Origin of the sequence: Burkholderia paludis (assembly GCF_000732615.1) — a bacterium.
Classification (GTDB): Bacteria; Pseudomonadota; Gammaproteobacteria; order Burkholderiales; family Burkholderiaceae; genus Burkholderia; species Burkholderia paludis.
Genome location: NZ_JPGL01000005.1, coordinates 71299 through 85001, shown reverse-complemented (window position 1 = coordinate 85001; position 13703 = coordinate 71299). Strand labels below are relative to the sequence as shown.

The 13703-nt window shown below is 69.2% G+C and carries 13 protein-coding genes; 12 read left to right on the top strand and 1 reads right to left on the bottom strand.

The annotated features are described in order from the left end of the window. Positions 1 to 2: 2 nt before the first annotated feature. The 7 genes from GQ56_RS0101830 (at position 3) to GQ56_RS0101800 (ending at position 6009) form a co-directional block, all read left to right on the top strand. The gene (locus GQ56_RS0101830; RefSeq protein WP_031397015.1) at positions 3 to 986 is read left to right on the top strand and encodes a CheR family methyltransferase; all 984 of its coding nucleotides are present in this window, start codon (positions 3 to 5) and stop codon (positions 984 to 986) included. Next, complete coding sequence (cheD, locus tag GQ56_RS0101825) at positions 983 to 1708, top strand: chemoreceptor glutamine deamidase CheD (protein WP_031397014.1); 726 nt, start codon at positions 983 to 985, stop codon at positions 1706 to 1708. Before GQ56_RS0101830 ends, cheD begins: the two co-directional genes overlap by 4 nt. Further along, positions 1705 to 2796, top strand: a complete 1092-nt coding sequence (locus GQ56_RS0101820; RefSeq protein WP_031397013.1) for a protein-glutamate methylesterase/protein-glutamine glutaminase — start codon at positions 1705 to 1707, stop codon at positions 2794 to 2796. The genes cheD and GQ56_RS0101820 overlap by 4 nt, the downstream gene beginning before the upstream one ends. A 67-nt stretch (positions 2797 to 2863) precedes the next feature. Continuing rightward, the gene (cheY, locus tag GQ56_RS0101815; protein WP_006485893.1) at positions 2864 to 3259 is read left to right on the top strand and encodes a chemotaxis response regulator CheY; all 396 of its coding nucleotides are present in this window, start codon (positions 2864 to 2866) and stop codon (positions 3257 to 3259) included. A 1-nt stretch (position 3260) separates the two neighbouring features. Further along, positions 3261 to 3992 (top strand): protein phosphatase CheZ, encoded by a 732-nt coding sequence (gene cheZ / locus GQ56_RS0101810; RefSeq protein WP_031397012.1) that lies wholly within the window; start codon positions 3261 to 3263, stop codon positions 3990 to 3992. A 261-nt stretch (positions 3993 to 4253) separates the two neighbouring features. Beyond that, entirely contained in the window at positions 4254 to 4757 is a 504-nt protein-coding gene (locus GQ56_RS0101805; protein ID WP_031397011.1) for a DUF2844 domain-containing protein, read from the top strand. A 16-nt stretch (positions 4758 to 4773) separates the two neighbouring features. Then, on the top strand, positions 4774 to 6009 hold the full coding sequence (locus GQ56_RS0101800; RefSeq protein ID WP_031397010.1) for a DUF3443 family protein: 1236 nt from the start codon (positions 4774 to 4776) through the stop codon (positions 6007 to 6009). A 341-nt stretch (positions 6010 to 6350) separates the two neighbouring features. Here the strand turns inward: GQ56_RS0101800 and GQ56_RS45820 are convergent, their stop codons facing one another. Continuing rightward, entirely contained in the window at positions 6351 to 6755 is a 405-nt protein-coding gene (locus GQ56_RS45820; RefSeq protein WP_031397009.1) for a hypothetical protein, read from the bottom strand. Positions 6756 to 7130: 375 nt separating this feature from the next. Between GQ56_RS45820 and GQ56_RS0101785 the strand changes: the two genes are divergently transcribed. The 5 genes from GQ56_RS0101785 (at position 7131) to GQ56_RS0101765 (ending at position 13699) form a co-directional block, all read left to right on the top strand. Next, entirely contained in the window at positions 7131 to 7511 is a 381-nt protein-coding gene (locus GQ56_RS0101785; protein WP_031397008.1) for a DUF805 domain-containing protein, read from the top strand. 297 nt (positions 7512 to 7808) lie between these two features. Next, entirely contained in the window at positions 7809 to 9026 is a 1218-nt protein-coding gene (gene flhB, locus GQ56_RS0101780; protein WP_031397007.1) for a flagellar biosynthesis protein FlhB, read from the top strand. Then, the gene (flhA, locus tag GQ56_RS0101775) at positions 9023 to 11122 is read left to right on the top strand and encodes a flagellar biosynthesis protein FlhA (RefSeq protein ID WP_031397006.1); all 2100 of its coding nucleotides are present in this window, start codon (positions 9023 to 9025) and stop codon (positions 11120 to 11122) included. Before flhB ends, flhA begins: the two co-directional genes overlap by 4 nt. Then, the gene (gene flhF, locus GQ56_RS0101770) at positions 11119 to 12888 is read left to right on the top strand and encodes a flagellar biosynthesis protein FlhF (RefSeq protein ID WP_031397005.1); all 1770 of its coding nucleotides are present in this window, start codon (positions 11119 to 11121) and stop codon (positions 12886 to 12888) included. Before flhA ends, flhF begins: the two co-directional genes overlap by 4 nt. Further along, positions 12881 to 13699, top strand: coding sequence for a nucleotide-binding protein (locus tag GQ56_RS0101765; protein WP_031397004.1), 819 nt, complete (start codon positions 12881 to 12883; stop codon positions 13697 to 13699). Before flhF ends, GQ56_RS0101765 begins: the two co-directional genes overlap by 8 nt. Positions 13700 to 13703 lie beyond the last annotated feature (4 nt).

Below are 13703 nucleotides of genomic sequence, written 5' to 3'. Positions count from 1 at the left end.
CCATGCCCCACGCGCGCGCGCCGTTTCGACCCGATGCACCGGATGCCTCGCCTCGCGCAGGCGAGCCGGGGCGCGACTTCGCGTTCACGGGCGCGGATTTCGCACGCATCCGCGCGCTGATTCATCAACGCGCGGGAATCTCGCTGTCCGAGCACAAGCGCGACATGGCGTACAGCCGTCTTGCGCGGCGGTTGCGTGCTCGCGGCCTCGACACCTTCCGGGACTATCTGGACCTGCTCGAGCAGGAGGACGATCCGCTCGAGTGGGAAGCCTTCACCAATGCGCTGACGACCAACCTGACCGCGTTCTTTCGCGAGGCGCACCATTTCCCGATCCTGGCGGATTTCGTGAAGGGGCGGCCGGCGCCGGTATCGGTGTGGTGCTCGGCGGCGTCGACCGGCGAGGAGCCTTATTCGATCGCGATCACGCTGATCGAGGCGCTCGGCGAATCGGCCGCGCGCAACGCGTCGATCCTCGCGACCGATCTCGACACGCAGGTGCTCGCGAAGGCGGAAGCCGGCATCTACACGTACGACCAGGTCAAGCACCTGGCGCCGGAGCGGCTGAAGCGCTTCTTCCTGAAGGGCACGGGCGCGCAGTCCGGCCGCGTGAAGGTGCGGCCCGAGCTGCGCGCGATGATCCGCTTCGAGCAGCTGAACCTGACCGATGCCGATTACCGGATCGAGAAGCCGTTCGATGCGATCTTCTGCCGCAACGTGATGATCTACTTCGACAAGCCGACGCAGGGGCAGGTGCTGTCGCGCTTCGATCCGCTCGTGAAGCCGGGCGGGCTGCTGTTCGCCGGCCATTCGGAAAACTTCACCTATGTCACGCAGGCGTTCCGGCTGCGCGGGCAGACGGTGTACGAACTGACGCGCGATGCCGCGCAGAGCGCGCGGCCGCGTGGCGCGCAGGCGTCCGCGATGCCGTCCCCCGTGCGTGCGCGTGCCGCGGGCGCCGCGCCAGCTCTTGGAGAGCGCGGATGAGTGCCCTGCCGATCGCGACCAATCGCTACTTCGACACCCACTTCGGCCGTCCCGGCGTGAAGCTGTTGCCGAACGAGTTCTACACGACGTCCGAGGACATGGTGCTGATGACCGTGCTCGGCTCGTGCGTGGCTGCGTGCCTGCACGATCCATACGCGGGCATCGGCGGGATGAACCACTTCATGCTGCCGGACGACGGCGCCGATCCCGGCGCGGCCGCGTCGGAATCGATGCGCTACGGCGCGTACGCGATGGAAGTGCTGATCAACGAGATGATCAAGGCCGGCGGACGCCGCGAACGCTTCGAGGCGAAGGTGTTCGGCGGCGCGGCCGTGCTGGCCGGGATGACGACGATCAACATCGGCGACCGCAACGCGGATTTCGTGCGCCGCTACCTCGCGCTCGAACGCATCCGCATCACGGCGGAAGACCTGCAGGGCGTGCATCCGCGCAAGGTCGCGTTCATGGCGACGACGGGGCGTGCGATGGTGAAGAAGCTGCGGCTGCAGGTGCCGGGCGTGACCGAACGCGAAGCCGCGCTCGCACGCGAGGCCGATCGCGCACGCGCCGCCCGGTCGCGTCCGCAGGTCGAGCTGTTCGCGGCGAAGCGTCCGCCCGCGCCGCAGCCGGCGCGACCGCGCATCGAGCTGTTCGGTGCGCGCGGCGCGGCGCCGGCCGGCGGCGGGTGGGCGGCGAACCTATCAAGAAAGCAGGAGGCATGACCGCAGTGCAAAAGATCAAAGTGTTGTGCGTCGACGATTCGGCGCTGATCCGCAGCCTGATGACCGAGATCATCAACAGCCAGCCCGACATGACGGTGTGCGCGACCGCGCCCGATCCGCTTGTCGCGCGCGAGCTCATCAAGCAGCATAATCCCGACGTGCTGACGCTCGACGTCGAAATGCCGCGCATGGACGGGCTCGACTTCCTCGAGAAGCTGATGCGCCTGCGGCCGATGCCGGTCGTGATGGTGTCGTCGCTGACCGAGCGCGGGTCGGAAATCACGCTGCGCGCGCTCGAACTCGGTGCGGTCGACTTCGTGACGAAGCCGCGCGTCGGGATCCGCGACGGGATGCTCGACTACGCGGAAAAGCTTGCCGACAAGATCCGCGCGGCGTCGCGCGCGCGCGTGCGCCAGGCGCCGCAGCCGCAGGCCGTCGCGCGCGCGGCGGAAAGCCACGCGGTCGCGCCGATGATCAACAACCCGCTCGTCAGTACCGAAAAGCTGATCATCATCGGCGCGTCGACGGGCGGCACCGAGGCGATCCGCGAAGTGCTGACGCCGTTGCCGCCGGATGCGCCGGCCGTGCTGATCGCGCAGCACATGCCGCCCGGCTTCACGAAGTCGTTCGCGCAGCGGCTGAACGGCCTGTGCCGGATCGCGGTGAAGGAAGCCGAGCACGGCGAGCGCGTATTGCCCGGTCACGCGTATATTGCGCCGGGGCACGCGCACTTGTTGCTTGCGAGAAGCGGAGCGAACTATATTGCGCAACTGTCGGACGAGCCGCCGGTCAACCGGCACCGCCCGTCGGTCGACGTGCTGTTCCGCTCGGCGGCGACGCACGCGGGCAAGAACGCGATCGGGGTGATCCTGACCGGGATGGGCCGCGACGGCGCGGCCGGCCTGCTGGAAATGAAACGCGCGGGCGCTCACACGTTCGCGCAGGACGAAGCAAGCTGCATCGTGTTCGGGATGCCGCGCGAGGCGATCGCGCTCGGCGGCGCGGACGAGATCGCGCCGCTCGCCGACATGAGCCGCCGCGTGATGGCCCGCCTGGCGACCATGGGCGACCGGGTGCAGCGCGTTTGAATGGAATGTCACGGGGCGCGTGCCACGATACGCGTCCCGCTGGAAACGAATCTGGAAAGGAACGACGATGGACAAGAGCATGAAAATCCTGGTGGTGGACGATTTCCCGACGATGCGCCGGATCGTCCGCAACCTGCTCAAGGAACTGGGTTATTCGAACGTCGACGAGGCCGAGGACGGCCTGGCCGGCCTCGCGCGGCTGCGCGGCGGCGGCTACGACTTCGTGATCTCGGACTGGAACATGCCGAACCTCGACGGGCTTGCGATGCTGAAGGAAATCCGCGCGGACGCGACGCTCACGCACCTGCCGGTGCTGATGGTCACGGCCGAGTCGAAGAAGGAGAACATCATCGCGGCCGCCCAGGCCGGCGCGAGCGGCTATGTCGTGAAACCGTTTACGGCCGCGACGCTCGACGAGAAGCTGAACAAGATCATCGACAAGATGGCGAAGGCCGGGAGCTGACGTGAACGAGCCGATCCATGCCGCGCTGACCGGCGCCGGATTCAGCGCAGACGGCCAGGCCGAAGGCGCCGATTACGCGAGCGATCGCATCCTCGCGCGCATCGGCCACGTGACGCGCACGCTGCGCGATTCGATGCGCGAGCTGGGGCTCGACAAGCACGTCGAGCGCGCGGCGGAAGCCGTGCCCGATGCACGCGACCGGCTGCGCTACGTCGCGACGATGACCGAACAGGCCGCCGTGCGCGTGCTGAATGCGATCGAAGTCGCGAAGCCGATGCAGGAACGCATCCAGAACGAGGCCGAGGCGCTCGACGCGCGCTGGGCACAGTGGTACGCGGCGCCGATCGAGCATGCGGAAGTGCGCGAGCTGATGGACGATACGCGCGCGTTCCTGCGCACGCTGCCCGAGTCGGCTTCGGCAACCAGCGCGCAACTGCTCGAGATCATGCTCGCGCAGGATTTCCAGGACCTCACCGGGCAGGTGATCAAGAAGATCATGGACATGGTCTACCTGATCGAACAGCAGCTCCTCATCGTGCTCGTCGAGAACATCGCGCCCGAGCGGCGCGAGCAGTTCGCGGCCACCGCGGCTGCGCTCGCGGCCGAGCAGATGAGCTCGACCGGCAGCCCCGAGTCGCTGCTGAACGGCCCGCAGATCGCGCCGGAAGGCAAATCCGACGTGGTCCAGGATCAGGGGCAGGTCGACGACCTGCTCGCCAGCCTGGGCTTCTGACCCTGCCGCATGCATTGCGCGCCGCGTTGTCGCGGCGCTGCCCGATGCATGCGTCGCACCATCCCCTTACCGTTTCCCCGCTTGCCGCTTCCGACGCACCGGGCGGTCCTGCGTCAAATTGACACTTCGACACACGCAGCAGGCATACTACGCATTAGCAGCAACGTAGCGTCCGTCATTCGTACGATTCATAAGTTGGCAGGCGGCGCGGGCCCGACGGCCGCACCGCTGGCAACGAAGCCAGTCCCTTTGGGGGGGAACGTGAAGCTGAAACGCTTGGGCTGGGCCGTCGCGCACGCGACGGCTGCAATGGGTGTGTTGTGGGCCGTCCACGCACATGCGGAACTGGGCGGCGCGCCGATGTCGCCGCCCGCGGACGATCAGGCCGCCTCCGTGCGCGCGTTGCAGCGTGCGATGCGTTCGGCGGACGGCGTGCAGGCCAGCACGGCCACCTATACCGTCCGCGAGATCACGCTCGGGTCGGGCACCGTCATCCACGAATACACGTCGGCCTCCGGCAGCGTGTTCGGCCTCGCCTGGCAAGGGCCGACGATGCCGGATCTCGCGTCGCTGCTCGGCAGCTACTTCCCGCAGTACACCGCCGGCGTCCAGGCGGCGCACCAGGCGCGCGGCTGGCGCGCGCCCGTGTCCGTCGAGACGAGCGGCCTCGTGATCCGGACGGGCGGCCACATGGGCGCCTTCTCGGGCCAGGCGTGGCTGCCGGCGGCGTTGCCTGCCGGTCTGACCGGCAACGATATCCAGTGACAGCGGGAGAGCGATCTTGAGAATTCCTCGTACCTTCAAGCGCTGGCTCGGCGTGCTGGGCCTCGCGGCCGCGACGGCCGTGCTCGTGACGGCCTGCGGCGGCGGCGACGGCGGCAGCAGCAGCAATACCGGCAACAACGGCAACAGCGGTTCCGGCTCGGACGGCAATTCCGGGAACACGGCCGTCATCACGGTCAACGCCGGCGTCGCGAACGTGATCAACATCCCGACCGTGAGCCTGAAGGTCTGCGCGCCGGGCACGTCGAACTGCCAGGTGGTCAACAACGTGCTCGTCGATACCGCGTCCTACGGGCTGCGGCTCGTCGGCAGCGCGGTGTCGGGCGTGCTCGGCAGCCTGCCGCAGGTGACGAGCGGCGGCTCGCCGGTCGCCGAGTGCGGCAAGTTCGTGTCGAGCTACACGTGGGGATCGGTGCGCACGGTCGACCTGTCGATCGGCTCCGAGCAGGCGAGTTCGCTGCCCGTGCAGATCATCGGCGACCTCGGCACGACGAATGTGCCGAGCTCGTGCACCAATGGCGGCGCGTCGGCCAACTCGGCGAGCGCACTCGGCGCGAACGGGATCCTCGGCATCGGGCCGGCGCCGGTCGACTGCGGCACGACCTGTGCGACGTCGACGTCGTCGAGCAACAACAACTACTACGCGTGCCCGAACGGCAACAACGCGAACTGCACGGTCGCGCTCGTGCCGGTGTCGCAGCAGGTGGCCAACCCGGTGCCGCATTTCGCCGACAACAGCGGCTTGAGCGTGACGATGCCGGGCATTTCGAGCAGCGGGCAGGCGAGCGCGACCGGCACGCTGACCTTCGGCCTGCCCGACCTGACCGGGAAGACCGTGATGACCTCGACCACGACGGGCGATGTCAACGCGACGTTCCTCGGACGCAACGTGACCGCGTTCTTCGATACGGGCTCGAACGCGTACTTCTTCAACGATTCGTCCCAGACGGCCTGCTCGAAGAACCCGCAGTTCTACTGCCCGACGTCGTCGCCGGCCAGCTATTCCGCGACGCTGAGCGGCCAGAACGGCGTGGCCGCGACGGTGTCGATGTCCGTCGCGAACGCGGATTCGCTGTTCGCGAACTCGTCGACGTTTGCGTTCAACGACATCGCGGGCCCGTTCGGTTCGTCCGCGTGGCTCGACATCGGCCTGCCGTACTTCTACGGCCGGACGATCTACATCGGGATGGACAAGACCGCGAGCGGCGGCCCGGCGCCTTTCGTCGCGTTCTGACGCGGCACGGCCGTACGCTGGAGCAAGGGGGCGAGAAATCGCCCCCTTTTTTTATCCGTGCGCCGCGCGCGTACGGCGGAGCGAACCGGACGGCCGCAGAACGCTGGCGCAGTGCGGCGGGCGGCGCGACCGCTCCGGCGTGCCGGCGCAAGTCGTGTCCGTGCGGATGAACGGAACGGATCGCGGGCGATCCGGCGCGCCGGGCGCGCGATGGCGCAGGCGATGGCGATGCGGACGCTCGATCCCGGCGCGCTGCAGGCGGCGCCGGCCGGCCGCGGCCGGCGGCGCGGGTCCGCGATGCACGGGAACGGCCTCCGGCCCGCGCCCGGCGCGAACCGGCGCTAGGCCGGTGGCCGGCCGTTGCGCATCAGCAGCGTATGGTCGAGGAAGTGGTGGCCGGGCCCGTAGGCGGTGCTTTCGATCCGCACCGCTTCGGCCGGTGCGGCCGCACGCCCGGCCGCGTCGACCGACACCGATTCGATCTCGACGACCGGCACGCACCATGCCGCGCGCGCCCGTTCGGTCGGCTCGCCGCGCGTGTCGAAGCAGCGGAACGTGAAGCTCTCGGAGTAGTCCTGCGCGCGCAAGGTCCTTGTCGAGCCGTTCCACGCATCGTGCAGGGCGATCGTGCCGGGGTGCGGTGCGTCGGGCGCCTGCGCGCCGGGCGGCAGGGCCGGCGCGCCCGCGCAGCCGGCGGCCAGCGCGCAGGCGAGCGACAGCGACGGGACGAGCGGATGACGGAGCATGATGCGGTTCGGCCGGCCGGGAAATGGCGAAGGGTAGCGCGATTCGCGCGTTCGCGTAATACCGGCGGGTTAATCGAATCCCGCATGCCCGTGCCGATTATCGATCGAACCCGGTTTCATGCGCATGTAATCAAATTCAGGATTATCGGGGGCTGCAGTTTCTGTCAGGTTTTCGAGATTGTGAAAATGACGCGGCACGCAAACCCGTGGCGCGGCGTTGCGCTATTGCAGCCGTTTCCGCGTCGCGCCGGCGGACGGCCAGTACAGGCGGGCAAGCCGGCCTGCACGCGAAAAGAGATGGAGCTTGCCGACATTCAAACATATAATGCCGGCGTTGTTTCCGGGGTGCCAATATATAACAGGAGGGTAATAAAGATGAATTTCTCTGAAGCCGTTCGTACCGTACTTAATAAATACGCGACATTCGAAGGCCGGGCGCGTCGTGCCGAATACTGGTATTTCGCGCTGCTGAGCTGCATTCTGTCGATCGTCGGCCAGGTCATCGGCGCGGTGGGCCGTGACGCGGGCGTGATCACGCTGCTGCTGCTCGGCGTGATTTTCCTGATTTCGCTGGCCCTGATCATTCCGGGCATCGCGGTCAGCGTGCGCCGCCTGCACGATACGGGCCGCTCGGGCTGGTTCCTGCTGATCGGGCTCATTCCGATCATCGGCGGCATCCTGCTGCTCGTGTGGATGTGCTCGCGCGGCACCGAGGGCCCGAACCGCTTCGGCGCGGACCCGATCCCGGCGGTCTGACCGACGCCTGCCCCGGCGCGCGTCGCGTCGCGCCGGGGCCCGATTTTCCCGCGGCTTGCGCTGCGGCGTTGCACCATTTCCCCGCCCGACACCGTCGCCGTCCCGCCCGGGACCGACGCTCGCGATCCCGCCGACCGCCGCGCCGTATCGCCGTTCCGGCCCGCTTTGCGCCGGCCCGCCCGATTCCCCGAAATACCCCCCTTTCCCGGCTTTCCTCGACCGATCGCTGGTTGACGCCTCCATGAATAATCGGTGTCACTGGAAAACGGCATTCCGCCGTACCCGACTGGAGGCCCCGTGGCAGACGAGAGCGATCTCGACAAGACCGAAGCCGCCACTCCGAGACGCCGTGCGAAGGCGCGCGAGGAGGGGCAGGTCGCGCGCTCGCGCGAACTGGCGTCGTTCGCGCTGCTCGCGGCCGGGTTCTACGGCGCGTGGTTGCTCGCCGGTCCGTCGGGTGGCCATCTGCAGGCGATGCTGCGCGGCGCGTTCACGTTCGATCGCGCGACCGCGTTCGACACGAACCGGATGCTGTCGGCGGCCGGCAGCGCGAGCCTCGAGGGCTTTGCCGCGCTGCTGCCGCTCCTCGCGCTCACCGGCCTCGCCGCGTTGCTCGCGCCGATGGCGCTCGGCGGCTGGCTGATCTCGCAGAAAACGTTCGAGCTGAAGTTCGACCGCCTGAACCCGATCTCGGGCCTCGGCCGGATCTTCTCGATCCAGGGGCCGATCCAGCTCGGGATGTCGGTCGCGAAGACGCTGGTCGTCGGCGGGGTCGGCGGCGTCGCGATCTGGCGCAGCAAGGACGAACTGCTCGGCCTCGCGACGCAGCCGCTCGGCGCGGCGCTGCCCGATGCACTGCACCTGGTCGCGGTGTGCTGCGGCACGACGGTCGCCGGGATGCTGGTGGTCGCCGCGCTCGACGTGCCTTACCAAATCTGGCAGTACAACAAGAAGTTGCGCATGACGAAGGAAGAAGTGAAGCGCGAGCATCGCGAGAACGAAGGCGATCCGCACGTGAAGGGGCGGATCCGCCAGCAGCAGCGCGCGCTCGCGCGCCGCCGGATGATGGCGGCCGTGCCGACGGCCGACGTGGTCGTCACGAACCCGACGCACTTTGCCGTCGCGCTGAAATACACGGACGGCGCGATGCGCGCGCCGAAGGTCGTCGCGAAGGGCGTGAACCTCGTCGCCGCGCGCATTCGCGAACTCGCGTCCGAACACAACGTGCCGCTGCTCGAGGCGCCGCCGCTCGCACGTGCGCTGTATCACAACGTCGAACTCGAGCGCGAGATTCCCGGCTCGCTGTACGCGGCCGTCGCCGAAGTGCTCGCGTGGGTCTACCAGCTCAAGCGCTTCCGTTCGGAAGGCGGCGCGTTCCCGGCCGTGCCGGTCGATCTCGACGTGCCGGCCGAACTCGACAAGGGCGCGTCGGTGTCCACCGACGACGAACGCGAGGAAGCCGAAGACTCGCTCGGCAAGCCGGGTCGCAACGGCACGCCGGGGGCCGCCGCATGAGCACGCCGACCGGACTGTTCGCGAAGCGCCCGAACATGCTCGCGGGCACCAACCTGCGCGCGCTCGCGGGCCCGATCCTCATCTGCATGATCCTGGGGATGATGATCCTGCCGCTGCCGCCGCTGCTGCTGGATCTGCTGTTCACGTTCAACATCGCGCTGTCGGTGATGGTGCTGCTCGTCAGCATGTACACGATGAAGCCGCTCGATTTCGCGGCGTTCCCGAGCGTGCTGCTGTTCTCGACGCTGTTGCGCCTGTCGCTGAACGTCGCGTCGACGCGCGTCGTGCTGCTCGAAGGCCACACCGGGCCGGACGCGGCCGGCCAGGTGATCGAGGCGTTCGGCCACTTCCTCGTCGGTGGCAACTTCGCGGTCGGCATCGTCGTGTTCGTGATCCTGATGATCATCAACTTCATGGTGATCACGAAGGGCGCGGGGCGGATCGCCGAAGTGTCCGCGCGCTTCACGCTCGACGCGATGCCCGGCAAGCAGATGGCGATCGACGCTGACCTGAACGCCGGCCTGATCAACGAGGAACAGGCCCGCAAGCGCCGCCAGTCCGTCGCGCAGGAAGCCGAGTTCTACGGCTCGATGGACGGTGCGTCGAAGTTCGTGCGCGGCGACGCGATCGCCGGCCTGATCATCATGGCGATCAACGTGATCGGCGGCCTGATCGTCGGGATGGTCCAGCACGACATGAGCTTCGCCGCGGCCGGCACCAACTACACGCTGCTGACGATCGGCGACGGCCTCGTCGCGCAGATCCCGTCGCTCGTGATCTCGACCGCGGCCGGCGTGATCGTGTCGCGCGTCGCGACCGACGAGGACATCGGCACGCAGATCACCGGCCAGCTGTTCACGAACCCGCGCGTGCTGACGATCACCGGCGCGATCATCGTGCTGATGGGGCTGATCCCGGGGATGCCGCACTTCGCGTTCCTCGCGCTCGGCGGCGGCGCGATCTGGCTGGCGCGCACGCAGACCCGCCGCGCGGCGGCCCGCAAGGCGGCCGGCGACGTGACGGACATCGCGCCGCCCGCGGCGCTGCCGTCCGACAGCCATGAGGCGACCTGGGACGACGTGCAGCTGATCGACCCGCTCGGGCTGGAAGTCGGCTACCGGCTGATCCCGCTCGTCGACAGGAACAGCGACGGCGAACTGCTCAAGCGCATCAAGAGCATCCGCAAGAAATTCGCGCAGGAAATCGGCTTCCTGCCGCCGGTGATCCATATCCGCGACAACCTCGAACTGCGGCCGAACGCGTACCGGATCGCGCTGAAGGGCGTCGAGATCGGCGTCGGCGAAGTGTTCCCGGGCCAGTGGCTCGCGATCAACCCGGGCCAGGTCACGGCCGCGCTGCCGGGCGCCGTCACGCAGGACCCCGCGTTCGGGCTGCCGGCCGTGTGGATCGACGTCGCGATGCGCGAACAGGCGCAGGTGTACGGCTACACGGTGGTCGACGCGAGCACGGTCGTGGCGACGCACCTGAACCATCTCGTGGTCCAGCACGCGGCCGAGCTGCTCGGCCGCCAGGAAGTGCAGGCGCTCGTCGAGCGCACCGGCAAGGACGCGCCGTCGCTCGTCGAGGACCTCGTGCCGAAGACGATCTCGCTGACGACGCTGCAGAAAGTGCTGCAGAACCTGCTCGAGGAAGGCGTGCCGATCCGCGACATGCGCACGATCCTCGAGGCCGTGTCCGAACATGCGGGCCGCGGCGACGCGTTCGAGATCACCGCCGCGGTGCGGCTCGCGCTCGGTCGCGCGATCACGCAGCAGTGGTATCCGGGCGTGGGCGAGATGCAGGTGATGGGCCTCGATTCGAATCTCGAGCGCGTGCTGTCGCAGGCGCTCGCCACCGGCGCGAATCCGGGCCTCGAGCCCGGCCTGGCGCACAACCTTCTGACCGGTACGCAGCAGGCGATGCTGCGTCAACAGAATCTCGGGCTGCCGCCCGTGCTGCTCGTGCAGCACGCGCTGCGCGCGATGCTCGCGCGTTTCCTGCGCCGCAGCCTGCCGCAATTGAAAGTGCTGTCGTATGCCGAAGTGCCGGACACACGCACGATCAAAGTCGTTAACGTCATCGGGGGTTCCGCTTGAACATTCGCAAATTCACCGGCGCTACGAGCCGCGACGCCCTCCGTCTCGTGCGCGAGGCGCTCGGCGCCGACGCGGTCGTGCTGTCGAACCGCACGCTCGATGACGGCAGCGTGGAAATCGTCGCCCTCGCCGATTCGGACCTCGCCGCCGTGGCGCCGCCGGCCGCGGTGCGGCCGCGGCTCGCCATGCCGCGGCTGCCGGAATCCGTGCCGGCCGCCGCGGTGCCGGGCATCGTGTCGCGCCCGGGTGCGGCGCTGGGCCGCCCGGCCGTCAATCCGTACGCCGCCGACGAAGGCGGGCTGCCGGACGTGTTCTCGTCGGTCTTCGGCGCGAGCGCCGAGGCGGACGAGACAGCGGCGCACCTGCCGGCGGGCGACGTGGACGCGCCGGACGCGGCCGCGCCGTCGATCGCGGCACCTGCTGCCGCCGCGCCGGCCGCCGGTACGCCGGCCCCTGCTTCCGAACCAGCGCCGTGGCTGGTCGAGCACGCGAAACGCCTGACGCAGCAGCGCGACGCGCTGATCGCGCGCGCGCAGGCGACGCCCGCCGCGCCGCAAGCGAGCGCGCCCGCGCCGCAGCCGCAGCCGGCCGCGAGCGCGACGCCGCCCGACTGGGCGCGCGAGATCGTGCGCGACGCCGAACGCCGGATGCCGGCCGCCGCCGTGCGCGCGCAGGAAGCGAGCGCCGCGCAGGCCGCGCGGGCGGCCGAGCGCACGCGCCTGTCCGCCGACACGGCCGCCGCGGTGGCCGATGCGGTGAAGTCGCGCATCGAGCGGATCGTCAACGACACGGTGATGCAGGAGCTCGGCGAACTGCGCGGGCGGATGGACGAGCAGTTCGACAGCCTGATGTGGCACGACCGCCAGCGCCGCAGCGCCGTGCATGGCGCGCTGACGAAGCACCTGTTTGCCGCCGGCTTCTCCGCGCAGCTCGTGCGGATGCTGGTCGACAACCTGCCGTCCGGCGATGACATGCAGAGCTTCGAACAGGCCGCCGAGTGGGCGCAGTCGGTGCTCGCGGCGAACCTGCCGGTGCTCGACAGCGAGGATGCGCTGATGGAGCGCGGCGGCGTATTCGCGCTGATGGGGCCGACGGGCGTCGGCAAGACGACCACCACCGCGAAGCTGGCCGCGCGCTGCGTGATGCGCTTCGGCGCGAGCAAGGTCGCGCTGCTGACCACCGACAGCTACCGGATCGGCGGCCACGAGCAGCTGCGCATCTTCGGCAGGATTCTCGGCGTGCCGGTGCACGCGGTGAAGGATGCGGGCGATCTCGCGCTCGCGCTGTCCGAGCTGCGCAACAAGCACATCGTGCTGATCGATACGATCGGCATGAGCCAGCGCGACCGCGCGGTATCCGACCAGATCGCGATGCTGCACGGCGCGAACGCGCCGGTGCAGCGCCTGCTGCTGCTCAACGCGACCAGCCATGGCGACACGCTCAACGAAGTCGTGCAGGCCTACCGCAGCGCCGGCGAGCATCCGGACCTGGCCGGCTGCATCCTCACCAAGCTCGACGAGGCGACCCACCTCGGCGGCGTGCTCGACACGGTGATCCGCTACAAGCTGCCGGTCCACTACGTGTCGACCGGCCAGAAGGTGCCGGAGAACCTGTACGTCGCCTCGACCCGATTCCTGCTGAAGAGCGCGTTCTGCGTACCGCGCGACGGTTCGCCCTTCGTCCCGCAAGACGAGGACATGCCGACGCTGCTGTCCGCGCTGACCGCACGTTCCACCGCCGAGCTGCACGAGGTGCGATTTGGATAAACGGATCATCGACCAGGCTGAAGGATTGCGGCGCCTGCTGGCCGGGCGCACATCGCGGATCGTTGCGGTGGCGGGCGGGCCGGCGGGCGTCGGCTGCACGTCCACCGTCGTGAACCTGGCGGCGGCGCTCGCGTCGCTTGGCAAGGACGTGCTCGTCGTCGACGAGCGCGCCGACGTGCATTCGGCCAGCGCGACCCTTGCGGGCGCGTGGCTGCGCGAAGGCGAGCGCACGCGGGTGGCGGCCGGGTTCGGCCTGTGCGCGGCCGCGCGGTTCGCGCGCGCCGGCTATACCGATGCGCAGCTGAGCGACTTCATCGACGGCCCGGCCGACATCGTCCTCGTCGACGCGCAACTCGGCGCCGACGGCGCGTTCTCGGCGCTCGCGCGCGAGGCGCACGACGTGCTGATCGTCACGCGGGTTGCCGCGCAGGCGATCACCGAGGCGTACGCGTGCATGAAGCGGCTGCATTTCGCCCATGCGTTCGCGCAGTTCCGCGTGCTGACCAACCAGGTCGGCAGCCATGCGGACGCGAAGGTCGCGTTCGACAACCTCGCGGGCGTCGCGAGCCGCTACCTGACGGTGTCGATCGCCGATGCAGGCTGCGTGAGCGCGGATCAGCTCGTCGAGCATGCGCGCGAGCTGATGCGGGCGGCGGTCGACGCGTTTCCGTCGTCGGCGGCCGCGCGCGACTACCGGCAGATTGCCGCCGATCTGCTGTACTGGCCGATGCGTCCGGGTCCGGGCGCGGGGCGCGCCGTCCACGCGGGCGGCAAGCCGTCGTACGAGGCGGGCGCGGCACACGCCGCATGAGCGC

Coding starts and splice junctions, on each gene's coding strand:
- GQ56_RS0101830 (WP_031397015.1), top strand. CDS start 3: ATGCCCCACGCGCGCGCGCCGTTTCGACCCGATGCACCGGATGCCTCG.
- GQ56_RS0101820 (WP_031397013.1), top strand. CDS start 1,705: ATGACCGCAGTGCAAAAGATCAAAGTGTTGTGCGTCGACGATTCGGCG.
- cheY (WP_006485893.1), top strand. CDS start 2,864: ATGGACAAGAGCATGAAAATCCTGGTGGTGGACGATTTCCCGACGATG.
- cheD (WP_031397014.1), top strand. CDS start 983: ATGAGTGCCCTGCCGATCGCGACCAATCGCTACTTCGACACCCACTTC.
- flhA (WP_031397006.1), top strand. CDS start 9,023: ATGAGCACGCCGACCGGACTGTTCGCGAAGCGCCCGAACATGCTCGCG.
- GQ56_RS45820 (WP_031397009.1), bottom strand. CDS start 6,755: ATGCTCCGTCATCCGCTCGTCCCGTCGCTGTCGCTCGCCTGCGCGCTG.
- GQ56_RS0101785 (WP_031397008.1), top strand. CDS start 7,131: ATGAATTTCTCTGAAGCCGTTCGTACCGTACTTAATAAATACGCGACA.